The sequence below is a fragment of the uncultured Paraglaciecola sp. genome (assembly GCF_963977085.1).
Classification (GTDB): domain Bacteria; phylum Pseudomonadota; class Gammaproteobacteria; order Enterobacterales; family Alteromonadaceae; genus Paraglaciecola.
Map to the genome: position 1 here is coordinate 37,219 of NZ_CAXBNC010000014.1, position 23,041 is coordinate 60,259.

Consider the following 23,041-nt stretch of genomic DNA (forward strand, 5'->3'; position numbering starts at 1 on the left):
TTTGTTCACTGCGTCCTTTATTGATTTTGGCTGATTGCAGCCGATAATTTAATAGTGGCAAGAGGCAATTGTTGCGCCATGGCTTTAACGGCCATTTCTGCGCCCTGAGCATAAGTCTGTGCTTTGCCACATAGTTTTAGCAATGCGCCTGTATTCATGGCTACCGCCGCTTGATGTGCAGCTTGACCTTTGCCTGATAACACATTTTCTATCAAGGTTTTATTTTCTTCTGGCTCGCCACCTTTAATGGCGTCTAAGGGATACTTTTCAAGTCCAAAGTCGGCGGGTGATACCCTGCTTTGGGTTAATTCAGCACCATTGACTTCAACCACTTGGGTTTCGCCGTGTAAGGCAAATTCATCCAAACCACTGCCATGGACCACTAAGGCTTTTTGATAACCTAATAGTTGTAAGGTTTTTGCAAAAGGCAGTAGTAATTCTGGGGCGTAGACGCCAATAATAATATGGCTAGGACGCGCAGGATTGACCAAAGGACCTAATAAGTTAAACAAGGTGCGGGTTTTTAATGTGGTGCGCACTGGCATCGCGTGGCGAATACCCGAGTGGTAATTAGGGGCAAACAAAAAACACAGGTTTGATTCATCAAGACACTGCTTAGCGATGTCTGCATCCATAGTGAGTTCTAAACCAAAAGCCTTGAATAAGTCAGCCGAACCAGATTTGCTGGATACACTACGATTACCATGCTTGGCTACTTTTAAGCCACAACTTGCGGCCACTATGGCAGAGGCAGAAGAGATATTAATAGTATTATGGCCGTCTCCACCTGTGCCTACTATGTCGGCAAAGTCATAATCTGGGCGCGGAAACGCCCCCGCGTTAGCAATTAACGCTGCAGCGGCACCGGCAATTTCTTCAGGTTGTTCACCTTTGACTTTTAAAGCCGTAAGCAATGACGATAAAACAATGTCATCCACTTGACCTGTTACCACCTGTGAGAATACTTCGGTGACATCATTTTGTTGTAAGTCTTGGCCTAAATAAAGTTGTTCAAGAATATTGTGGATCATAGGGCCGGCACCTTATCTTGGGTTAAAAATTCAATACTTTGCATCAGTAGCTGGCTGCCATGGGAAGTTAAAATGGATTCAGGATGAAATTGAAACCCCAGCATTTTGTCTTGCAAATGTGCCACTGCCATAGGTATGTCAAAAAAATTGGCTAATACAGTTAATGCTTCTGGCATATTGCTGGCCATTAAGGAGTGATACCTAGCGACAGGCAAGGGCTGTGGCATATTGGCGAACATTTTATCTGCGCAGTGTTCAATTAAGGATGACTTACCATGCATCACTTTATCCGCGCGAATAATTGTGCCTCCATAGGATTCAACTATGGCTTGATGCCCTAAACAAATTCCTAGTACTGGAAATTGACCTTTTACTAGATTTAACAATTCTAACATTGAGCCAGCCTGCGAAGGGTTACCCGGGCCGGGTGATAACATCAACATCACTTGTTTAGTTTGCCCGTTTTCGTCTGTCTGCTGTGCTTTGTGAAGCATTTTTTGCAATATTAAATCGGCGGGCACATTATTGCGATACACAATCAATTCAAGGCCTAGGGTTCTCAGTTCATCCACTAGGTTGTAGGTAAATGAATCAAAATTATCTAACAAAAATACACATATTAAATTTTTAGATTGAGCTGCTGATGAGGTCATTATGCTACTCCTTGTTCTAGTGATTGCGAACTGGAAATAATGGCACTGATAACCGCTTGGGCTTTGCCGCGGGTTTCATCTGCTTCTGATTGTGGATCAGAATCGAAGACCACACCGGCACCTGCCTGAATATAAGCCGTATCGTTTTTCACAAATGCCGAGCGAATAACAATACAAGTGTCCATATCACCTTGGCTGTTGATATAACCCACTGCACCGCCATAACTGCCACGGCGCTGTTTTTCCACTTGGCGAATCAAGGTGGCGGCACTGACTTTAGGCGCGCCCACTAAAGTGCCCATATTCATACAAGCTTGGTAGGCATTCAGTGCGTCCAAATCCTCTCGCAATTGCCCCACTACTCGAGACACCAGATGCATCACATGTGAATAACGGTCTACTTTGAGTAAGTCGGTTACATAACGGCTACCGGGTTTAGAGACTTTAGCGACATCATTACGGGCTAAATCCACTAACATGATATGTTCGGCACGCTCTTTTTGATCTTCTTGTAAGTTCAGTTCTAAGCGGCAATCTAAGTCTAAGTCGATGCTTCCGTCGGCTCGTTTACCTCTAGGGCGAGTGCCTGCTATGGGATAAATCTCTACTTGGTTGCTTTGTTTAGTGTATTTTAATGCCGACTCAGGGGAGGCACCAAACATACAAAAATCGTCGTCTTGTAGGAAAAACATATAAGGACTAGGGTTTTGTTGTTTTAAAGCACGGTAAGCATCGTGCGGATGGGGGCAAGGCAAACTAAATGTACGAGATGGTACCACTTGGAAAATATCACCTGATAAGATGTTTTCTTTCAGTTTAACCACGTCATCTATGTACTCTTGATCAGATTTGTTGACCGCTAAATCTTGATGACTGATAGCTGTTTTTTGGGTTTCAGCTAAAGGTTTAATTGTACTTAGTTTGTGTTTCACTTGTTCTAAGCGTTGGCTCACTGCAAAATAATTATTGGCAACATTTTTACCGCTAAACACACTACCTATTATTTCACTTTGCCGAGTCTGATGATCGATGATGACTAAGGTTTCGGCTAGATAAAATACAAAGTCTGGACAAGTATTCGCGCTATCTTCCACTTCTGGGAGTTTTTCAAAACTAGCCAATAAATCATAGGCTAATGCACCTCCTAAAAATACACCTTGGGGATGTTGGCGAATAGCGATGATTTTATTGGTGATAAGGCGTAATGCATCAAATACCGCTGGCGCTTTTAAGCGACTGTCTTCATCAAGTTCAGCATCAGGCATTGGAAAAGTAAGGGTCACTAAACCTTGAGTTGCATCATAATCATGGGTCACACCAACTGGGCAATACTCATCAAACATTGGTAACACGGCATGGCCATTGTCTGATAATGCACGGCAAAAGACTTGTTGGCCGTGACATTCTAATTTGATGGCGGCATCCACTAATAACAAACTTTTAAGGTTGTCTTTACTATCGATTTCGGCAGATTCTAAAAGCAAATTATTGCTACGACCTTGGCATAGGTATTGGTACGCATGTAGAGGGTCGGCGACGTAATCCGCTTGCACTACTAAGGTTTCTACTTTGCCAAACTGCTCTGTTAACTGGGCTAAACTCATTTCTTTGATTCTCTAATACATTTTATCTTGAAGAGCAGGCGTAAAAAAGCCCGCATTATACGGGCTTTTTTGGAAATTTATTTGCGAATTTAAAATTCAAACACAAACACTCACAGCCCGTTAGTTCAGGTTGTGCCACCACCAAATGTTGTGTGTTTGAATGTTTTTCATTATTTATCGTACTCGTAATCAGTTTAAATCTGTTATTTGGCTGCTATTCACACGGGGATCGGTATAATAGCGTCAAGCAACAGCAGTTTTTGTGCCTATAGAAGAAAACAAAATTCGCTCTATGTCAACACTCAAATTAATCTTAGCCAGAAATAAAAATAATTAATACACTAATAAGAAAAAGCATTACTGAATGAAAATCGACCTGCACAGCCATACACATTATTCCGATGGGCACCTATCACCCAAAGAGTTGATTGATCGCGCCCACAATATGCAAGTCAATGTTTTAGCCATTACCGATCACGATACTGTTGCTGGCATTCAACAAGCGATAGATTATCAGGCAGAACAAAAGCGCTCGATGCAAATCCTATCAGGTGTAGAAATATCTACTTCTTGGCATAATTTTGATATTCATATTTTGGGTTTGAATGTTGACCATAACAACGCACAATTTTTAGCGCGCTTAGACGAACAAAGCAAAGAGCGTGACAGACGTGCTCAGCAAATGTCAGATAAATTAGCCAAAGTGGGTATTGAAAACGTATTTGAAGAAGCCAAAGAGTTAGCCGGTGTAGGGCAAATCACTCGCGCTCACTTCGCCCGTGTATTAGTGCAACGTCAAGTAGTCCGAGACTTCGATGCAGTCTTTAAAAAGTATCTAGGCAAAGGCAAAAAAGCCCATGTTAAACCCCAGTGGATTGAGATAGAACAAGCCGTCACTTGGATACATGAGGCTGGCGGTAAAGCCGTATTAGCTCATCCTGGGCATTATGATATGACCGCCAAGTGGCTAAAACGTTTAGTGGCCGAATTCGCCAGTGTGGGCGGCGACGGAATGGAAGTGATTCATTCACATCTGACGCCCGAGCGAAAAAAATTATTGGCTGATATCGCCGCAGAGCACAATTTACAGGCCTCCAGTGGTTCTGATTTTCATTATCCTAACCGTTGGACCGAATTAGGTAAAAACCTTACGCTTCCCGAACAACTTGTGCCAATATGGCATGACTGGGCCCTTGTTGGTTAAAAAGAGGGTTGGGTTAATAGAAAATTGGATAAATGAAAGTTACTTAAACCAAGGTTGCGTAACTAAAGTTTGGGTAACACTAGGTCGGATAACCGATAACAAATACTCTACAAGCAATACTGCTGTGATAGTAGAATAGGAACAATTTATGAGTCAGTTTTTTTATATCCACCCCGACAACCCACAAGCGCGTTTGATCAAACAAGCTAGTGAGTTAATTCATCAAGGTGCAGTGGTCGTATACCCCACAGATTCGGGTTATTCCATTGGTTGTCATATGAATGACAAAGCTGCCTTAGAACAACTTTGCCGCATTCGACAAATAGGCAAAGACCATAATTTCACACTGATGTGCCGCGATATGTCTGAACTGTCTGAATATGCCAGAGTCGACAATACCGCCTTTAGAATGATCAAAAATAATACCCCTGGCCCTTATACCTTTATTCTTAAGGCCACCAAAGAAGTACCCAAAAGATTACAAAACCCTAAACGACGAACCATAGGTATCAGAGTACCTGATAACAAAATTGCTTTGGCACTATTAGAAGAATTAGGCGAGCCGCTTATGTCTACTACCCTTATTTTGCCAGGCGCACTGGTGGCCGAGTCTAACCCTGACGACATTCGAGATGAATTAGAAAAACAAGTGGGCTTGATTATTCATGGTGGTTTTTTAGGTGAACAACCTACCACTGTGATTGATATGTCTGAGGGTGAAAATACTATCATCAGAGAAGGCAGTGGCGACACTAGCCCTTTCATTTAGTTTAGCTAGCCATTTTTCATGTCTGCAGATAATTCGTCTTTTTCAGCCTCATCTCTGGCTAACGAACCCGTACAGCAACCTTTACCGTTGGCGTTTGTTAATGGTGAAGCGCTGCTAGAGAAACCTGAAGATTTATATATTCCCCCCGATGCATTGGAACTTATTCTAGAGGCGTTTGAAGGGCCTCTGGATTTGTTGTTGTATTTAATCCGCAAACAAAAGTTCGATATCGTTAACTTACCTGTGTATCAAGTGACTCAGCAGTACATGGAATATGTTGAGCTGATGAAAGACATTAAACTTGAACTGGCGGGCGAATATTTATTGATGGCGGCGATTTTAGCCGAAGTGAAATCTCGGTTGTTGTTACCCAAAAGACCTGATGCAGAAGAAGACGAAGAGGATCCTCGGGCCGAACTTATTCGCCGCTTAAAAGAATACGAACGCATCAAAAATGCCGCCCAAGAGTTGGACAATATTCCCAGACAAGAAAGGGATCTCTTTAGCGTCAATGTGCAAACGGCGGACTCGGTTGAGCCGATACGCATTTTGCCTGTAGTCAGTTTGCAAGAACTGGTTTTAGGGTTTCAAACCGCGATGAACCGAGCGCAGGCCTTCGAACATCACCACATTGAAAAAGAGACCTTGTCTACTCGCGAGCGCATGAGTTTGATTTTAGAACAAATTTCGTCGGAACACTTTACCGGTTTTGATGAATTGTTCCATGCCAGCGAAGGTAAGGCTGGCGTAGTGGTAACCTTCTTGGCCATTTTAGAGTTAGCCAAAGAAAGTTTAATTGAGTTAGTACAAGCGCAGCCCTATGCCAACATTCACATCAAAATGAGTGGACCGGTAAAATATAGTGAGGCCGAACTCGATGGCTAAAATATCCAGAGTGCAACTTAAACAGCTAGTCGAAGCCGCTATTTTTGTGGCTGACGAACCTATTGCTGCCGAGCAACTGCAACTAACAGTGCTCGAAGGGCTTGAGGTAAGTAAAACTATGCTCAAAGATACGCTGAAAGAATTGCAGTTAGATTATCAAGCCAGAGGTATTCAGTTAGTTGAAGTGGCATCTGGTTATCGTTTTCAGTCTGTGGATAGCTTGAGTCCATGGTTAGGTAAACTGTGGCAAGAAAATGCGCCCCGTTATTCGAGGGCGATGTTAGAAACCTTATCATTAGTGGCTTACAGACAGCCCATTACCCGTGGCGAAATAGAAGATGTGCGGGGCGTGTCGGTGAGCAGTCAAATAATGAAAACCTTAAGTGAAAGAGGCTGGATTAAAGTCATAGGTCACAAAGAAGTGCCAGGGCGGCCTTCGTTGTATGCCACAACTAAAGTGTTTCTTGATTATTTTGGGTTAAAAAGCTTGAGCGAATTACCCAGTAGCGACGATTTTATAACGTCTGAAGAAGCAGCCGAACCACTAAACATTCTTTTAAGCGATGCAACGCAAGATGTCGCAACAAAAGGTCAACCAACAGAGTCTGTAGCAGGGGAGGCGACTTTGCCCACTCCTCCAGACGAACCAGAGCAATTACATTAATGAGTGACAAATTACAAAAAGTACTGGCTAACGCCGGAGTAGGTTCGCGCCGCGAAATGGAAAGATGGATAGAGGCAGGACGTATTTCTGTTAACGGTAAATTGGCAACCTTAGGTGACAGGGTTGAAACCGCAGATAAGATTCGCGTCGACGGTAACCCCTTAAGCACCTCTAATGATACACCAGTTTGCCGCGTACTCATGTACAACAAACCAGAAGGTGAGCTGTGCAGCCGCAAAGATCCTGAAGGCCGACCGACTGTATTTGATCGACTGCCGGCCATCAAAAATGGCCGCTGGATCGCAGTGGGCCGACTTGATATTAATACCAGTGGATTATTGTTATTCACCAACGATGGTGAACTGGCTAACCGCCTGATGCATCCCAAACACGAAGTGGAACGCGAGTATTCAGTTCGAGTGTTTGGTGAAGTAGAAGACAAGATGCTCAAGCGTCTTACGGACGGGGTAAAACTTGAAGACGGCGAAGCTAAATTTAACGAGATTGTCAAAAAGCCCGGTGACGATGAAGGTCAAAATAGATGGTATAACGTGAGTTTATCTGAAGGCAGAAACCGCGAAGTCAGGCGCTTGTGGGAATCTCAAGGGCTACAAGTAAGCCGTTTGATCCGCGTACGTTATGGTGCCTTAGAGTTGCAAAAACGTTTGCCACAAGGTGGTTGGGTTGAATTGGGATTACCTGATTTGAATACCCTGCGTAAGAGTGTGCAGTTGCCTGCTGAGACTGAGACCTTGATTAAGATTGATCCCGGTAAGTTGGATCATGTGAAGATTAGTAGAATGAGGCGGTCGGTTAAGAAACATCGAGTGCGTCAGGCTAATAAGAAGCGGGATTAGTTTGCGCTTCGCTTTGTTGAGTTAGGTAACACCTTTTAGGTGTTACCTTTTTTTATGCCCTAGCGGGTTTTGTCTCGAATCCCTTCAAGACAAAAAACATCAGGGAGAATGGCGCGAAGAGTGCTTTTAGTTATATTGACACTGACCCTAATTATTACTAATTATTATAGTTCGAAGAGGTCGACTTCTTTAAATAGGCTGCTTAGGTTTTTGAAGCCGTAATTTCTGCAGTCGAATGATGTTCTGTTTGATATGTTTGAGCCAACTGGGCCGAGGGCTGCCCAGCCTTCGTCGTCTTCGGTGGCTTCTATTGCTTGGCGTAGTAAGTTAATGAGTTTGGCGTCGGATTTTAGGTTTTTGGGTTTGGGTTCTTTTTCGGCTTCTTCTGTTTCTGGGGCGTCGAGGTAGAGGAATTTGGAACAGGCATTGACGAAGGGAGAGGGCGTTTTTCGTTCTCCAAATCCTAGTACTACTTTGCCTTCAGCTAGCGCCCTTGTAACCATTGGAGTGAAGTCGCTGTCGGATGAAATAAAGCACATTACATCGATTTCTTTGGTGTACATGATGTCCATGGCGTCAATCACCATAGCAATATCCGAGGCATTTTTGCCTTTGGTTAGGTCATATTGTTGGATAGGTTGGATAGCATATTCGTGGAGTAATTCTTCCCATCCTTTAAGTGTGGGAGATTTCCAGTTGCCGTAGGCTTTGCGGATTGTGACTAAGCCGTACTTCGCTACTTCACTCAGCACCTTTTCAAACTTACTAGCGGGGGCATTGTCCGCATCGATAAACAGCGCTATTTTTTGTTTTATTTCATCCATTTTAAATCAGTACTCCCTCTAATTCGAAATATAACATTGCCATCTGGATTAAAAAGTTACCGTACATTGAGTTGATAAATATGTACAGAATTTAAATTTAACCAATGTTATTCACTTTATTACTTAAATTTGCAGTGTTTCCATGTCCATTTTTAAGCCAAAAAACGATTAAATTAGTCGGCTAAATCACCCGTAAAATATTATTCTGAAATCACTTTCTTATTTTAAAAAGTGGAGTACTATCCGCGAATTCACTAGCTGTTAGTTTATTTTTGATGATCATTGGTTTTCATGAACAAAAGGAAAAACGTTTATTAACCCTGTCTTTTTATGTTGCGGGGTTATTTGTGTTTGTTGCTTTGGGGTTTGCATTTATTACCCATTCGGGGGCTATCTTATTTGACGGTATCTACTCGCTGATTTCTTTTTTTATGGCGTTGTTAACCTTAAAAGTGGCTAACCTTGTACAAAAGCCCGACGACGACAGGTTTCACTTTGGCTATACCGCCATTGAGCCTACGCTTAACTTGTTTAAATCTATCATTATCATTGCCACATGTTTGTACGCAATTGTTGGGTCGATAAATAGCTTGATGACAGGGGGGAATTCTGCTGAATTTGGGCTGGCGATTATTTATGGTGCTATAGCTACTATTGGTTGTTTTGCCGTATCCTTTTATATGAAACACCAAGGTAAGCAATTGCGTTCTGATTTAGTGGGGGTAGATGCGCATACTTGGTTTGTGGATGGAGTGTTAAGTGCATCCATATTGTTGGGTTTTGCGCTGGCTTACTTTATTGAGCAAACTAGCTTTGCAGTCTACGCACCATTGATCGACCCACTACTGCTTATTTTATTGGGCACAGCCATTTTACCTATACCTGGAAGAATCATGCTCGATAGCCTCAACGAAGTGATCAACAAGGCACCACCTGAGGCTGTGACTGTAGTGATTGAGAAAAAACTCAAGCAAACACTGGTAGCTGTACCTTACGAACATGTTGAAGTGCGTATTAGCAAATGCGGTAGAGATATTTATTTACTAGTACATATCATAGTGGATGAGTCGTTCTCAGTGGCCACCATTAGTGAACTGGATGACATTCGTATCAGTTGCGAAACAGCCATGCGTGAATGGAACCCATCTATTCTAATGGATATCTTGTTTATTCAAGATCCGAAGTTAGCTGGGTAGGCTGGATCAAGTTAAAATCAGGAAATTAAAGAGCTTATAAAAGGTATCACAGATATCAATAAGTCATCGGCAATTTTGGGTTCTAAAAAACAACGGCTCTGACACTTTTGATTTTTTCTCAAATCACAAAGCATTCAAAATAAGCTTTGCGCTTTCTTCAGGTGCATCAAGCCAGGGAAGGTGACTGGCATTTTTAATAATCTTTAGAGAAGCATTGTTCATGTTCGATACCAAATATTCGGCATTTTCCATTGTGTCCCAAGGATCTTTATCGCCAACAATAAAGGTAACCTTATGGGGCAAATTAAATAGCGTATCTTGGATTAGGAATTCTTCTTTAAATCCACCCAAGCCTACGCAATTTTCGAGCAATGAATTAAATGTCCGAGCATTACCTGGGATAAGCTGGGCATTCAGGTCATTGTACCAATATAGATCGGACAATTGTTGCGGTTGATGCACCAGCATCATGCCATGAAAATCCTTACTACCTGCGACTGTTGGCTCGCCAATCAGCTTTAACAGTATTTTATTGGCTCCGGGTAAACCCATCATCATCACCGGTGGGGGAATATCGGTGTTGCTGCCTGCTGGGTGGCCAATCAACACCAGGTTTTTTACTCGTTGAGGATAAAGATCAGCAAAATTCACACTAAAAAGCCCACCCATAGAATGCCCAACCATGTGTGCACTGTCTAGATTTACTGCATCCATAAATGAACGGACAAATTCGGCACCATGGCTAGTCAAATCTACGCCAGCATAGTTAAAGTTGTCGGTTAAGCCGCTACCGGGGCGATCGACTACAAACAAATGATAGGAGTTAGCCAGCTGTTGCAAAATAGTAAACCACTGAGAAGCATAGCCGCCACCACCATGGATCAACACTAAAGGTTCGCCTTCACCCATTTCGTAATAATGAATACGTTTAACCGGCCCATCTGCCTGCACAAATTTGGACTGAGGTGTAATGCCTACTTGTTCGAACAAAGCGGCACTACTTTTGATGTAAGCAGCATTGCTGGTTTCAGTAAATTCTTTATCCGAGATGACTACCCAAGCAACAACAATGGCTAAGGCGCCAAACAAGCCCAAAAGTACTTTAATCCATAGTTTCATATTAAATCCTTGTCATTTAGAGAAACCCTATCTGTTGTAGATTAGCAAGAATAGGCCAGCTCTTAGTGCTGTGCAACTGGGCTAGTTTTTTGAACTTGGCAGCGGCTGACTTATAGGGAACTTTGAATCCTAATAGAAAATAATGGGTTAATGAACTAGATTAATTTGTAAGTCCCCAGCATATGATGAAAAAAATAATGAACAATCTTTTATCTATAAAAATAGCTTTGTTATGGTTTTTTCTGCTCTGGCAGACAGCCTTGTTAGCTAAATTGCCATCATATACAGGGCCAATCATCGATACTCATATTCATGCTAGTCCTGAAGTAAGTGAAACCATCTTGACCGCCAAATCACAGATACTAGCGCAAATGGATAGGCAAAATGTGGTGATGTCTGTGGTGTCGATCCCTGTAGCATCGTTTCTAAGTGACTGGCAACCTACAGCAAAACACAAACTATTAGTTGGGCCATCTTTTCCCTGTACAGATGGTAAATACCCTCGTATGAATCCATGTTTTGCAGCAAACAACGGATGGCCGGATTTACAGTGGTTAGAAGATGAAATTAAGCAAGGCAGGGTCACAGTATTTGGCGAGTTACTCTATGTTTATTATGGCATTTCGCCTGCTGATGAACGCTTGTTGCCTTATTATCAACTAGCGGAAAAATATTCAATTCCTATTGCTGTGCATGCCGCTCATGGTCCACCCAAAAGAGGCCGTGTAGAAGGTTGCTGCCCTGATTTTAACCAAGCAATGGGCAATCCCTTGTTGCTCAAACCTGTGTTACTCAAATTTCCCAAATTGAAAATTTGGCTATTGCACGGTGGAGAGATTGATTTTCATCAACAAGCAATAGAATTAATGCTGAAGTTCGAGACGGTTTACGCCGAGATGTCAATTGTAAATAGTATAATGCCCCAGGCGCTGCACCAAAAAATGTTAAAAGGGTTTCTTGATTCAGGTTTAGAAGATCGCATTATGTTTGGATCTGACAACATGCCAATAGACAGGATATTGGAAAGAATGGACGAGATTAATATTTTAACTGCAAAACAGCGTCAAAAAATATTATACGACAATGCCGTCAAATTTTTTGAGCTTAATTGAAGGCTTATTAAGATTCTGGCGAATACTCCTTTATCGCCAGAAACGTTACCTTAGAGCAATCTAAATTAACGCTGATTCTTTGTTTCACTCCAAGCAAAAAACGAACACCTCCGGTGCCTTCGGAAAAATAAAGTGCCTTTGATGTGCGTTTTATTACTTCATCTACTTTATCTTTTTTGTACTACGCGAGGCCAGTAGGGGCTCTCACACGTCAGATGGTGTTATATTTAAAAGGCAAGTTTGTGTGAATTAAATAATTTTAACTGAAATATAAAGGTATTAATTGGGGTCTAGTTCGCTGGGTAGTTTATAGGAAAATTGTTAATGCGCATTGACAATGAAAATATTGCAAGACGTGCAAGGTATTTGTATTTTTTTATCGTGACTGTTGGTTTGTTATTGTCAGCCTTGGTCTATTTTATGGCAACTGCAGTTAAACATTCCACTACAGAGTTGGTGGTACAACGGCTTCCAGCATTGAGTAATATAAATCACGTGGCAACACTGACAAGTGAGCAAGAGCGTATTTTATACGAATATTATGCGACGACCAACGTCACACCTTACCAGGAATATTACTCAAAAAATCATACTGTGTTATCCGATCTGTTGCTTTCATTACAAGGAGGACTTCAGGATAGTAGTACCTCTTCTTTACTAAAGGAACAACTCGAAAAGACGGCTATCCTTGCGAATCACTTAGACCAAAATCTGTCTTCGCCTACTATTGATTGGGATTTGGCTCGTGAACAGTTAAAAAACATTAGCAATATTCGTAGGGAATTATTACCTGTATTGGAGGCTATGGGGCAGCAAGTTATTCTCTCTGTCGATACTGCATATGATAATACAATATATCAGCTTAACAGCACGGTCTGGTTAGTTGCATTATTTACTATGGGTCTCATTGCCTTTACTTTCTATCTGGGTAGATATGCAATGCAATATATAAAGTTAAGTGCTGAAAATGGGCGTTTGGCCTTATTTCCTTTACGAAATCCTAATCCGATTTTAAGCGTCGATGAAAACCTAAATATTCGATATTCCAATCCTGCTACAGAAAAGTTACTTCATTCCTTTAGTCACAAAACCCAAAATCCACTGTCTATGTTTTCAACTGATTTAAAACAACAGCTGCATGAGACTCGTGTAAGTGAGTCCAATGTTAGATGTTTTTTAAATAGGGTAAATGAAACCTATCTTAGCTATGAGATACATTGGTTAAAGGACGTTGATGCTTTTGATATTCATGTTCAGGATGTAAGCGAACAGCATATTGCGCGTAATAAACTAGAATATATTGCCTATCACAATCAAACTACCAAGCTGAAAAACCAATCCTCTCTTGAAGTTGATTCGCAAGCGTTGATAGCGTCGGCTATCCCTTTTAGTTTGTTGCTCTTTGAGGTCGTTCAATATAAACAGCTTGTCGGTAGTTATGGACTGACTGGGGCCTCAGAATGCATCGAATCGTTTTCAGCGGCATTGAAGTTAAAATTTGAACAACTGACGAAAAATTTGAATCTGAGTCATAGCAGTTATATTTACCACATTGCGGATGCTAATTTTGTGATTGTTGTTCCAGTTCTGAACCAAACTAAGGTATTGGATAATTTAGTCACTAGATTAATTGGACATTTTGCAGACACTATCACTACACCATTTGGGACCATGAGTATGAGTGCATGCATTGGCGCCAGTGAGTATCCCCGATGTAGCTCAAACCTCAAAGAACTTTTGCTGCATGCCAATATTGCACTTGATGAGGCGACGAAAAGAGACGAGTTGTTCAGTTGTTTTGATCACGAAAGTGGTAGTCGTCATGAGCGCCATGTTTTTTTGATGAAACGTTTAGAACAAGCAATTTCAGGTCAGGAATTTGAACTCTATTTTCAACCTAAAATGGATGTTTTGACAAAGGAATACGATAGTTGCGAATGCCTTATTAGGTGGTTTACTGACGATGGTGGCACTGTCTCACCTGCTGAGTTCATTCCCTTGGCTGAGAAAAGTGGTTTGATTTTGCCCTTAGGTGAATGGATTTTGGACAATGCTTTTTTACACGCTAAACGGTGGCATGAAAAGGGCATGGACATGTGTGTGGCAATAAATATTTCTGCTCGGCAATTTTCACAAGTAGATTTTGTTAAAGGCATATCAAAGCGCCTTAAGGATCATCAATTACCGGCTAAGTACATAGAGTTGGAAATTACAGAAACTGTGGTTATGAATGATGAGACTTTAGCAATAAAAACCCTTAATAACCTAAAAGCCTTGGGTGTTAAGCTATCCATTGATGACTTTGGAACAGGATTTTCGTCGCTAGCCTATCTAAAGAGTTTTCCAGTAGATAAGCTGAAGATTGACCAATCTTTTATACGTAATATGGTTAAAGATAATCGAGATCAGGCAATTGTGTTGAGCCTGTGTCAATTGTCAAAAAATCTCGATTTATCCGTCATTGCTGAAGGAGTAGAAGAGCAAGCCCAACTAGATATGTTACGGGATTTTCATTGTAGTCACGCCCAAGGGTATCTGCTGAGTCGGCCATTACCAGTGGATGTTTTTGAACAATTTATAAAATCTGTGAACTTAGCAAAAAGGCATGTTGAACTAAATAGGTGACTACTTAGCAGGCGGATTATGAGCCAACTAATTGGCTAAACCAACTGAAAAAGCCAGATGGCTTTTTCTGTGAAGCATGCTTCGATTCCCAGCGTTTACTCACTTCCTTACGTTTTGCCTTCCTCTCATCGGCACGGTTAGCCACTTCAGCAAAGCGTTTGCGTTTATCTGGATCCATAACTTCATAGAGGCCTTTTACTCTAACTTTTGGGCGCGAAGAACCGCTACTTTTTGGTGAGCTACACATACATTTACCTACTTTAAGAATGCCGTATTAGAGTAGACCTTGTAATAATAAAATAAATTGCAACGTCAGTGGAGCATACAAATTAATAGGGCGGTGCGGATTGATTAAATTTTCCTTTGGTTTAATTATTGTTCCCGCAATTATTGGGTGAAAGTGATTTGACCCCGCAGATGATAAAGCGCAAAACAGCAGTATTGTATCCCTATTAAGAAGCATATATTGTAGTGAATTAGACTTGTCTAACTTAGGGTGTGAGTATGGAAATTTCAAGTATTGTGATAGTCGCTATATGTGTTTTACTTGCTTTTTATGTGGTTTCAATTTTCAACAAATTAGTGGCCCTTAAAAATCAGTTTAAAAATGGTTTTGCTCAAATTGAGGTGCAACTAAAGCGTCGTTATGATCTCATTCCCAATTTAGTTGAAACTGCTAAAGCTTATATGAGTCATGAAAAAGAAACCCTAGAGAATGTTATTGCGGCACGTAATCAAGCTTCTCAAGGTTTATCCAATGCCGCAAGCGCACCTGGTGATGCTGCAGCTATGCAACAACTAATTGGTGCAGAAGCCATGCTTGGCAGCGCAATGGGAAAATTAAATGTGGTTATGGAAGCCTATCCTGATTTGAAGGCCAACCAAAATATGATGCAAGTGTCAGAAGAGCTTACATCAACTGAAAACAAAGTCAGCTTTGCTCGACAAGCCTATAACGACCAAGTATTAGCATACAATACCTATAAGCAGAGTTTTCCTCAGACCTTGTTTGCTAGTATGTTCGGACACACCCAGGACGCCTCGTTGCTAGAGTTTGCAGACAGCCCTCAGATTCAAGATGCCCCTAAAGTTTCCTTCTAAGGATAGGGGCTTTTAATGAACTTCTTCCAATCACAAGCTAGAGCACGCAACCAAACCAAGACGCTTGTGCTGTTATTTGTGCTCGCGGTATTCAGCTTAATTTTGCTGACCAATCTTTTGGTGATGGGATTGTTTGGATACTTCAGCTTAGAAGGTCAGGCTATTTCGCTCGATTACATCAAGCATCAATTTGATTGGCAAAGATTTTTAATTATCAGTGCTGTGGTTATCATTTTTGTTGCTATAGGTAGTGTCTATAAGCTAATGAGCCTTCGCCAAGGTGGACGTGTGGTTGCTGAAGCTTTAGGTGGCACCTTAATCAACCAGAATACCGACAACTTGCAATACCGCGTTTTACTTAATGTGGTCGAAGAAATGGCCATTGCATCAGGTACACCGGTTCCTTTGGTGTTTGTGCTCAAGGATGAATCAGCTATTAATGCTTTCGCAGCTGGTTTTTCAATTAAAGATGCCGTTATTGGCGTTACCCAAGGTGCACTAGATTGTTTCAGTCGTGATGAGTTGCAAGGGGTTATTGCTCATGAATTTAGTCATATCGTAAATGGTGATATGCGAATTAATTTGCGTCTCATGGGAATTTTGCACGGTATTATGCTGTTAGGTTTGCTTGGCTATTATATTATGCGAGTGTCCGGTAGCAGTAGCCGCTCTAAAGACAGCGGAAAATTGGTTTTTTTAGGCTTAGGTTTAGTGGTGATTGGCTATGGCGGTATGTTTTTTGGTAATGCTATAAAAGCGTCGGTGTCGCGTCAGCGAGAATATTTGGCCGATGCTAGCGCTGTGCAATTTACCCGTGACAATCAAGGTATTGCCAATGCCCTGAAAAAAATTGGCGGCTACAACAAAGGATCTAAACTCGAAAGCCCAGAAGCACAAAGCATCAGCCATGCTTTTTTCTCCAATGCACTTACCAATAAATTCACTTCACTATTCGCTACTCACCCGCCTTTACCTAAACGGATTAAACAAATAGAACCGAATTGGTCGGGCAAATTCGAAACAGTAAAGGTCACCAATCGACCGCTTTTGCTAGAGGGCGAAGCATCGGGTGTTAGCCATTTTAGTGAGAGTAATGCTGAGTTAGACATGTCGCCATCGACGCATAACCTTTTAGAGGGGGTTGGGCAAGTATCCATCTCGAATGTGACTTTAGCTAAAAACCATTTAGCCGCCATTCCTAAAAGTATTAGAGACCTTGTTCACAATAACCAAGGGGCAGAGGCCTTTGTTTATGCTTTACTGCTTACCGACAACTCAAGTGACAAAACCTTTGTAGAAAAGCAACGGTTGTACTTACAAAAGCGCTTACCGAATCCTTTGTTTGAGCTGATTGAAGAACATTTTCAAGGCGTCGCTGAGCTTCGCATAGAGCATAGATTACCTTTGCTAGAAATGGCTTTGCCACAATTAAGAGGCATGCCTGAAAGCCGTTATGAAGCCATGCTCGAACAAATGCGTTATTTGGTGTTTACCGACAATACACAAAGTATTTTTGAGTGGGCCATAAGCAACATAGTCGCCAGTTATCTGCAAACTGAATTTGAGCATGCCGACCAAAGGCAAGTTAAATACAAGAGTACAGCTGTTGTGCAACAACACATTGAAGTTTGTTTAAGTATGCTTTTATACGAATTTTGCGATACAGGCGAACATGCCATTATCATTCAAAAAGCCAATGAGATGCTGGGGTTACGAACCTTAAGTTTACTACCCTTAGATAAATTAAATATTGAAGACTTCTCAAAGGCGCTACAAGCTTTAAGTAAACTGGCACCAGAGCCTAAAGAAAAAGTGCTGCAAACATGTATTTTTGCGGTTACCCAAGACCATCATTATAGCCCTCAAGAACATGAAACTATTCGTGCAATGGCTGATTGCTTAGATTGTCCAATGCCTATTAGAGTCTAGATAAATAGGGAAATACGAGATTAGTTTGTTGAAATTCCAGTTAACAAAAAAGCCCCGCTGCTAGCTAATTCCTTTGGAAAGTAGACTAAAGTCTAATAGTAACGCTAGTACATTGAGGTGATAGTGCTAAGTTGATTCGGTAGTACTAGTTAGGCGATTATATTGTTCTTATTTCAACGGACTAAATTCCGAATGCTTGTGTATATTTTGCTTTTTAGTGTCAGTTTTTCTTTGCAAGCGAACAATAAAATAGTCTTATGTATTGAAAATCAGGATGAAACAAATCTTTATGAAAGCTTGCTTAGTACAGTATTACGATCTGCCCAGCAAGTTGGATTAACAGTACAACTTGTGCGACTTCCTTGGTTACGTTGCCAATTATTAGTTAAAAGTGGAGAGCTTCATGGCCTGCTACTAATGATTAAAACACCTGAGCGACAATTAGAGTTTGCCTTTCCAAATGAATCCAACTTTATACTTCAATTTGAGTACCCCATTATTGTTAAAAAGAATGGGGTCTTTGATACAGAGTCACTAAAAAATCAAAGCATGTTTCATAAAGACCAATCTCTCAATATTGAGGTTTATCGAGCCATGAAAAAGGTGGGGTTAAGTGCCCCCTTTGGTTATATAAGCTATCAATTTTTAGAGCAACAAAACTTGTTAAGTCCATTTAATACAGACTTAGATACCGCATTAAAATTGATTGAAAATGAACGATTAGATGGTTTTGTGATAGCTAGAGATATCGCTAGGGAGTTATTGCAAGTTGGTGACAATGCAGACAAATTACGGATAACCTCTGGTTCTATTATGAAGAAAAGTTTATATGCGCCAATGAATTTAGACTATTACCAACAGAATGAAGAACAAGTTTCCTCGTTTTGGCGGGCATTACATAAAAATCGCCCCAATCAATAATTAACATAAACTTATTTATATGTTTCTTTTTGCTTATTAAAGAGGGGCCGTTAGTGCTTTGATATAGGAAATAAAGCGCTTGTTATTTAAGGCCCATTTTTATATGTTGAATAGGGGAGTCTCTCTGTCATTTGCCGCAGAACCGATTATAAAGAAGTCTCGCTAGTATTCAGGTGAGAACTAGTCTTGAGATGTGTGATTGCGCTCGCCTACAACAACTCGATCACGGCCGTTATTTTTGGCTTGGTATAGGGCATTATCTGCTAATAATATAAAGTCTTCTAAACTGTCATTTTTTTCAAATTGAGCGATTCCGACAGATAGTGTCACCTTGGTCTCAGGGATCCCTGCCTTCTTGCTGATCTCTGACATTTTTTTACGCAGACTATCTAATACGTTAAAGGCATCTTTGCTAGTCGTATGGCTGAGGATCAATAAAAATTCTTCACCACCAATACGTCCTATTACATCTGATTCACGCAGGTTTCTTTTACCTAAATTGGCAAATTCCCGCAACACTTTATCACCAGCCACGTGACCATAAGAATCATTAATTTCTTTGAAAAAATCTAGATCTAACATGGCAATACACAGGTTAGTGCCATACCTTTTGGCAAGTGATATCTGCTGTTCTAATAAAGTTAAAGCGTGGCGACGATTATACAATCCGGTTAATTCGTCTCGGGTGGCTAGTTTTATTAGGTTGCGTTTATGCACCTTATTTCGAAATACAATAATACCCAGTAGAGCGCAGATTATAGTGGCAAAGGCGGTGCTCATGACTAGCTGCCTATTGAGTGTTTTTTTATTGCTTAGCTGTAATTGTTGTAAGGCATTTTCTTGTGACAATACCTGATTTTCATGCTGTGCTAATTGTATTTCAAAACGTGACCTAAGCTGATGTAGTTGCCCTGTACTTTCAGCATTTTGTTCTTCCTTGTGGTTTTCAAAGGCTTGTTTTAGATCGTCATAAGCCGCCTTATAATGGCCTTGCTCATACAGCAACTTCGCCTCAAGAACATCAAAGGCGACATTATGAATAGCCATAGCATCGCGATTTAGTAGGTTTTTGGCGTGCTGTAAATAACGTTCCGCTTTTTCAGTTTCGTTGGTCTCAAGTGCCAGTTCTGTTAATAACATCATAAAGATAAAGTTCATTTGCGGATTGTCTGCTTGTGCAAAAATTTTAGCCGCCTTGGTTAGTTTTATTTCGGCTTCCACATACTCTTTTGCAAGCATATCTATCACGGCTAACTCTTTAAGAGCATAACCCACCCCTTGGATGTCATCGATTTTTTCAGCCAGGTCTGCCGATTCTTGCAATTGTGCTTTACCGAGCTCAATCTTGCCGATATTGCGATTAGCCTTACCTAAGCCAAACAAGGCAATACTGAGATTTAAATCAGCACTGTGTAAACGATGTGCCGCTACAGCCTCTTCATAAAAGGGAATAGCTAAACTGTATTCGCGCCGATATTCGTAAACTTGTGCCAACATTGCGGCAACATGGGCCTTGCTCAGCTCTTCAGGGTTAGTACTGGCGAGAGAATAAGCTTGTTGAAAGTCGTTAAGTGCAGCCACGTAATCAGGTAAACTGGTCAGAATGGTGGCTCTAGAATACAAGGCTTGCAGATGCATTTTTGGCTGCTGATTGTGCTTAGCCCAGGTTAACGCGGCATTGACTCCTGCCATTGCCTGCATGGGTTTTCCTATGAGTTCAAGTGCGTCAGATTCGACAATTTTACAATTGTGGTACAGCCAAGCTTGCTCTTTTTCGGTTATATAACCTAAAGCAGATTGTGCATGATTCAATGACTTTTGCGGGTACGCTAGGTTGTAGTGCGCCCTAGCCAGAATAAAATGGTATTGAGCTTGAACAAGATCGGATTGGTCTGTGTTTGGCGTCTTATTTGTTAACGTATCGACTATTTCTTGAGGCTGATTAACCAAGGTTTTTGCATAGCTTGCGTAGGGCTCTGAAAATTCCATTAATTGAGTTTGTTGTGCCTGAACAACAGAAAACGCAAGCCAACTAAATAAAATCAAACATCTTAGCAAAAAAAACGCCCTCAAATTGTAAAAGTCCAAGCCAGTTATAAGTGTTTAAGGCAACTCAATAATACTACCACTAAACGCCGATAATGGGTTGAAAAATCAACCTATTCAGACACCTATAAAAAATCAGTATTAAAACGACTTTGACTATTTGAAGCAATTCCTTTTACAAACTTAAAATCAGTGTAAAAAACAGTCAATTATGACTTTGTTGGTCAAAAGTGGCGAGATAGATTGTAACTGTAATAAATATGTCATTTACGGGCTTCATACTTCGCGCGGTTCGCGCCATAACAGTCTTAGGAGTTAGAGTTTGAAAATAATACGCCATAACATAAGAAACAAGCTGTTGCTGTTGCTTTGTTCATCATTGTTGCTGTTGGTTGTTGCATTTTATATTGGATTTTATTCGTTACGAGCGGTAATCGAAGATTATAGTTATACCATCAATCAAGATGTGCACTATATGACTGAAGTGGGTGAGCTCAATGTGTTGTTTAAGACCCAAGTGCAAGAATGGAAAAACACTCTGATTAGAGGAAAAAAGCCTAAACAATTGACTAAATATTGGGGCAGTTTCAACAAACATGCAGAGTTGATTCAAGAAAAATATCACTATCTACTTACCACTATGCCTAAGCAACAACCCGGCTATCAACAAATTCAACTTTTTGCGGATAGTTATCCTCCTATGTTGGCTGCTTATCGTAAAGGTTATGAAGCCTTTGTTGCTGCAGGAATGGATATTGAACTCGCAGATGCCAGCGTAAAGGGCATAGACCGAGCGCCCACCAATAATTTGAATCAAGCTGTTATGGCCATAAATACTCAGATAGACACAAAAAAGGTGGTTATGAATGAGCGTGGTTCGGCGGCGTTTACAATTACTATTATTGTGGTTTTTTTGGCCATCTTATTCACTATGGCACTGATTACTTGGTTTTTAGATACGCGAGTTTTGACACCTCTGAACCGTGTTAATCGTGTTTCTAAAAAAATAGCGCAAGGGGATTTTACTGGAGCGATACAGAGTACCACTTACGACCAAATTGGACAGGTTTCCAGTAACTTCAGCTCAATACAGGATGGCTTGAGTAATGCGCTAAGTGGTATCAGTGGAGACGTGAAAACGCTGGGAACAACAATAGAAGATTTGATGCTTGCCTTTGGAAAGGTAACACATGGATTAGCTTTACAAATTGACGAAACTAAAAAACTTAGTACCACTATGCATGAAATGACACAATCGAATGATTCGGTGAATGATGCAATTCACCAAGCCAATATCTTTGTTTCTGAGTCAAATGATCTGGCTGACAAAGGTCAGCTTATGTTCGATGATAATGTTAAAACCAGTCAAGGTATGCTTGAGGCGACTCACTATGCTTCAGATATTATTGCTGATTTAAAAAATGACTCAGATAATATTGGCAATGTCGTAAATGTGATCAACGGCATTGCTGAACAGACTAATTTGTTGGCGTTAAATGCTGCGATTGAGGCTGCTAGGGCGGGAGAAACAGGGCGAGGTTTTGCTGTAGTAGCTGATGAAGTTCGTACCTTAGCAACCAAAACACAATTGTCGACTCAGCAAATTTCGCAAAATATTGCCAAGTTGCAAAGTGAAGCAGACAAGGCTGTAACGGCCATGAGTCAAGGTAAAGAACAAGCTGAAATTAGTTTAAATCAAGCAAAAAAATCCCAGGAATTTGTGGATAAATTACATGCTGCGTTTAATCAAATCAGCAACCTTAATTTGATGATAGAAAAAGAAATGCAGGTACAAAAGCAGCAGACTGAGCAGATTAACTTATTTTTGGAAGAGCTTGACATACAAAGCGCTAAATCTCAGCTGGAAACACAAGTCATGCAGCAAGCGTCTAATGTATTAACCAACATCTACGGCAGCATTGCATCATCAATCAAGGGTTTTAAACTGAAACACATTTAGGTCTATTTTGTAGGTGTTATAACTTGAGAATGAACAGTCGTGATAGGGCATTACTGTTTGATTGGGTTAACGTGATCCGCTAACCCAATCAAAATTGCTAGGGAGTACGGCCCTACAAGACAGGCGAAAAATCAGTGGTTTGCATAAACACCACATCAATACTGTCTACCAAGGCGCCGTCTTTTATGGACGCTTGGTAGGCTTTTACCCAGGTTGGATCAGTGATAAAGGTTTGCCACTTCTGTTTTGCGTCCTCTTCACTGTCATGCTCGAGAATATAGATTAGGGTATTACTAGACTCGGGGGAGGTGGTAGGTATCCAATAGGCCACTACTTTCATATTGAGACGTTCAAATATGCTGTGAGTATGCTCACGAAATCGTTTTTGTAATGCAGGCAGTTTGCCTAGGTTAGTATGGTAAGTACGTAGCTCATATACTTTCTGAGGGCTGGCAGCTTGGGTAGTGGTAGCCAACAAAAATGAGCAAAGTAAAATGCACTTCATAGAAACGCTAACCCGATAGTGTTTTGACATAGAAAG

Annotated in this window: 20 protein-coding genes; 12 read left to right on the forward strand and 8 right to left on the reverse strand. The window is 41.0% G+C overall.

Annotated elements, in window-relative coordinates; translation table 11 throughout:
• Window positions 1–17: 17 nt before the first annotated feature.
• Genes trpD through AAC000_RS15570 form a run of 3 tightly spaced genes read right to left on the reverse strand, consistent with a single transcriptional unit; the run spans window position 18 to window position 3,288 of the window.
• A complete protein-coding gene (trpD, locus tag AAC000_RS15560) occupies window positions 18–1,031 on the reverse strand; it encodes an anthranilate phosphoribosyltransferase (protein ID WP_339723854.1) in 1,014 nt (337 codons plus the stop codon).
• The gene (locus AAC000_RS15565; protein WP_339723856.1) at window positions 1,028–1,684 is read right to left on the reverse strand and encodes an aminodeoxychorismate/anthranilate synthase component II; all 657 of its coding nucleotides are present in this window, start codon (window positions 1,682–1,684) and stop codon (window positions 1,028–1,030) included. The genes trpD and AAC000_RS15565 overlap by 4 nt, the downstream gene beginning before the upstream one ends.
• On the reverse strand, window positions 1,684–3,288 hold the full coding sequence (locus tag AAC000_RS15570; RefSeq protein ID WP_339723858.1) for an anthranilate synthase component 1: 1,605 nt from the start codon (window positions 3,286–3,288) through the stop codon (window positions 1,684–1,686). Before AAC000_RS15570 ends, AAC000_RS15565 begins: the two co-directional genes overlap by 1 nt.
• A gap of 364 nt (window positions 3,289–3,652) precedes the next feature.
• Here AAC000_RS15570 and AAC000_RS15575 point away from each other — a divergent pair, with 364 nt between their 5' ends.
• The 5 genes from AAC000_RS15575 (at window position 3,653) to rluB (ending at window position 7,667) form a co-directional block, all read left to right on the forward strand.
• A complete protein-coding gene (locus tag AAC000_RS15575) occupies window positions 3,653–4,492 on the forward strand; it encodes a PHP domain-containing protein (RefSeq protein ID WP_339723860.1) in 840 nt (279 codons plus the stop codon).
• Window positions 4,493–4,640: 148 nt separating this feature from the next.
• Window positions 4,641–5,261, forward strand: coding sequence for an L-threonylcarbamoyladenylate synthase (locus AAC000_RS15580; protein ID WP_339723862.1), 621 nt, complete (start codon window positions 4,641–4,643; stop codon window positions 5,259–5,261).
• A gap of 18 nt (window positions 5,262–5,279) precedes the next feature.
• Complete coding sequence (locus AAC000_RS15585; protein ID WP_339723863.1) at window positions 5,280–6,146, forward strand: segregation/condensation protein A; 867 nt, start codon at window positions 5,280–5,282, stop codon at window positions 6,144–6,146.
• Window positions 6,139–6,810, forward strand: a complete 672-nt coding sequence (gene scpB / locus AAC000_RS15590) for an SMC-Scp complex subunit ScpB (protein WP_339723865.1) — start codon at window positions 6,139–6,141, stop codon at window positions 6,808–6,810. Before AAC000_RS15585 ends, scpB begins: the two co-directional genes overlap by 8 nt.
• Window positions 6,810–7,667 carry a 23S rRNA pseudouridine(2605) synthase RluB gene (rluB, locus tag AAC000_RS15595; protein ID WP_339723866.1) on the forward strand — a complete coding sequence of 286 codons (858 nt, stop codon included), beginning with the start codon at window positions 6,810–6,812 and terminating at the stop codon, window positions 7,665–7,667. Before scpB ends, rluB begins: the two co-directional genes overlap by 1 nt.
• Before the next feature lie 164 nt (window positions 7,668–7,831).
• Here the strand turns inward: rluB and AAC000_RS15600 are convergent, their stop codons facing one another.
• The gene (locus tag AAC000_RS15600) at window positions 7,832–8,491 is read right to left on the reverse strand and encodes an NYN domain-containing protein (protein ID WP_339723867.1); all 660 of its coding nucleotides are present in this window, start codon (window positions 8,489–8,491) and stop codon (window positions 7,832–7,834) included.
• 275 nt (window positions 8,492–8,766) lie between these two features.
• Here AAC000_RS15600 and AAC000_RS15605 point away from each other — a divergent pair, with 275 nt between their 5' ends.
• The gene (locus AAC000_RS15605; protein WP_339723868.1) at window positions 8,767–9,687 is read left to right on the forward strand and encodes a cation diffusion facilitator family transporter; all 921 of its coding nucleotides are present in this window, start codon (window positions 8,767–8,769) and stop codon (window positions 9,685–9,687) included.
• A gap of 123 nt (window positions 9,688–9,810) precedes the next feature.
• Here the strand turns inward: AAC000_RS15605 and AAC000_RS15610 are convergent, their stop codons facing one another.
• The gene (locus AAC000_RS15610; protein ID WP_339723870.1) at window positions 9,811–10,806 is read right to left on the reverse strand and encodes an alpha/beta hydrolase; all 996 of its coding nucleotides are present in this window, start codon (window positions 10,804–10,806) and stop codon (window positions 9,811–9,813) included.
• 197 nt (window positions 10,807–11,003) lie between these two features.
• On the opposite strand from AAC000_RS15610, the gene AAC000_RS15615 reads away from it, so the two are divergent.
• Window positions 11,004–11,918, forward strand: a complete 915-nt coding sequence (locus tag AAC000_RS15615) for an amidohydrolase family protein (RefSeq protein ID WP_339723872.1) — start codon at window positions 11,004–11,006, stop codon at window positions 11,916–11,918.
• 324 nt (window positions 11,919–12,242) lie between these two features.
• On the forward strand, window positions 12,243–14,543 hold the full coding sequence (locus tag AAC000_RS15620; RefSeq protein WP_339723874.1) for an EAL domain-containing protein: 2,301 nt from the start codon (window positions 12,243–12,245) through the stop codon (window positions 14,541–14,543).
• A gap of 16 nt (window positions 14,544–14,559) precedes the next feature.
• Here AAC000_RS15620 and AAC000_RS15625 read toward each other — a convergent pair whose 3' ends face one another.
• Entirely contained in the window at window positions 14,560–14,790 is a 231-nt protein-coding gene (locus AAC000_RS15625) for a hypothetical protein (RefSeq protein ID WP_339723876.1), read from the reverse strand.
• A 257-nt stretch (window positions 14,791–15,047) separates the two neighbouring features.
• On the opposite strand from AAC000_RS15625, the gene AAC000_RS15630 reads away from it, so the two are divergent.
• From AAC000_RS15630 to AAC000_RS15640, 3 genes are all read left to right on the forward strand, one after another.
• Window positions 15,048–15,644 carry a LemA family protein gene (locus AAC000_RS15630; RefSeq protein WP_339723877.1) on the forward strand — a complete coding sequence of 199 codons (597 nt, stop codon included), beginning with the start codon at window positions 15,048–15,050 and terminating at the stop codon, window positions 15,642–15,644.
• Between the two features lie 15 nt (window positions 15,645–15,659).
• On the forward strand, window positions 15,660–17,573 hold the full coding sequence (locus tag AAC000_RS15635; protein ID WP_339723878.1) for a M48 family metallopeptidase: 1,914 nt from the start codon (window positions 15,660–15,662) through the stop codon (window positions 17,571–17,573).
• Window positions 17,574–17,765: 192 nt separating this feature from the next.
• A complete protein-coding gene (locus AAC000_RS15640) occupies window positions 17,766–18,494 on the forward strand; it encodes a hypothetical protein (RefSeq protein ID WP_339723879.1) in 729 nt (242 codons plus the stop codon).
• Window positions 18,495–18,674: 180 nt separating this feature from the next.
• Here AAC000_RS15640 and AAC000_RS15645 read toward each other — a convergent pair whose 3' ends face one another.
• Window positions 18,675–20,552 carry a diguanylate cyclase gene (locus AAC000_RS15645; RefSeq protein WP_339723880.1) on the reverse strand — a complete coding sequence of 626 codons (1,878 nt, stop codon included), beginning with the start codon at window positions 20,550–20,552 and terminating at the stop codon, window positions 18,675–18,677.
• Window positions 20,553–20,862: 310 nt separating this feature from the next.
• Between AAC000_RS15645 and AAC000_RS15650 the strand changes: the two genes are divergently transcribed.
• Window positions 20,863–22,500, forward strand: a complete 1,638-nt coding sequence (locus AAC000_RS15650; protein WP_339723881.1) for a methyl-accepting chemotaxis protein — start codon at window positions 20,863–20,865, stop codon at window positions 22,498–22,500.
• 112 nt (window positions 22,501–22,612) lie between these two features.
• On the opposite strand, the gene AAC000_RS15655 is transcribed toward AAC000_RS15650, so the two are convergent.
• On the reverse strand, window positions 22,613–23,005 hold the full coding sequence (locus AAC000_RS15655) for an NIPSNAP family protein (RefSeq protein ID WP_339723882.1): 393 nt from the start codon (window positions 23,003–23,005) through the stop codon (window positions 22,613–22,615).
• Window positions 23,006–23,041 lie beyond the last annotated feature (36 nt).

Excerpts from the sequence above, each read along its gene's own strand:
- trpD (WP_339723854.1), bottom strand. The coding sequence starts at position 1,031 with ATGATCCACAATATTCTTGAACAACTTTATTTAGGCCAAGACTTACAA.
- AAC000_RS15565 (WP_339723856.1), bottom strand. The coding sequence starts at position 1,684 with ATGACCTCATCAGCAGCTCAATCTAAAAATTTAATATGTGTATTTTTG.
- AAC000_RS15570 (WP_339723858.1), bottom strand. The coding sequence starts at position 3,288 with ATGAGTTTAGCCCAGTTAACAGAGCAGTTTGGCAAAGTAGAAACCTTA.
- AAC000_RS15575 (WP_339723860.1), top strand. The coding sequence starts at position 3,653 with ATGAAAATCGACCTGCACAGCCATACACATTATTCCGATGGGCACCTA.
- AAC000_RS15580 (WP_339723862.1), top strand. The coding sequence starts at position 4,641 with ATGAGTCAGTTTTTTTATATCCACCCCGACAACCCACAAGCGCGTTTG.
- AAC000_RS15585 (WP_339723863.1), top strand. The coding sequence starts at position 5,280 with ATGTCTGCAGATAATTCGTCTTTTTCAGCCTCATCTCTGGCTAACGAA.
- scpB (WP_339723865.1), top strand. The coding sequence starts at position 6,139 with ATGGCTAAAATATCCAGAGTGCAACTTAAACAGCTAGTCGAAGCCGCT.
- rluB (WP_339723866.1), top strand. The coding sequence starts at position 6,810 with ATGAGTGACAAATTACAAAAAGTACTGGCTAACGCCGGAGTAGGTTCG.
- AAC000_RS15600 (WP_339723867.1), bottom strand. The coding sequence starts at position 8,491 with ATGGATGAAATAAAACAAAAAATAGCGCTGTTTATCGATGCGGACAAT.
- AAC000_RS15605 (WP_339723868.1), top strand. The coding sequence starts at position 8,767 with ATGATCATTGGTTTTCATGAACAAAAGGAAAAACGTTTATTAACCCTG.
- AAC000_RS15610 (WP_339723870.1), bottom strand. The coding sequence starts at position 10,806 with ATGAAACTATGGATTAAAGTACTTTTGGGCTTGTTTGGCGCCTTAGCC.
- AAC000_RS15615 (WP_339723872.1), top strand. The coding sequence starts at position 11,004 with ATGAACAATCTTTTATCTATAAAAATAGCTTTGTTATGGTTTTTTCTG.
- AAC000_RS15620 (WP_339723874.1), top strand. The coding sequence starts at position 12,243 with ATGCGCATTGACAATGAAAATATTGCAAGACGTGCAAGGTATTTGTAT.
- AAC000_RS15625 (WP_339723876.1), bottom strand. The coding sequence starts at position 14,790 with ATGTGTAGCTCACCAAAAAGTAGCGGTTCTTCGCGCCCAAAAGTTAGA.
- AAC000_RS15630 (WP_339723877.1), top strand. The coding sequence starts at position 15,048 with ATGGAAATTTCAAGTATTGTGATAGTCGCTATATGTGTTTTACTTGCT.
- AAC000_RS15635 (WP_339723878.1), top strand. The coding sequence starts at position 15,660 with ATGAACTTCTTCCAATCACAAGCTAGAGCACGCAACCAAACCAAGACG.
- AAC000_RS15640 (WP_339723879.1), top strand. The coding sequence starts at position 17,766 with ATGCTTGTGTATATTTTGCTTTTTAGTGTCAGTTTTTCTTTGCAAGCG.
- AAC000_RS15655 (WP_339723882.1), bottom strand. The coding sequence starts at position 23,005 with ATGAAGTGCATTTTACTTTGCTCATTTTTGTTGGCTACCACTACCCAA.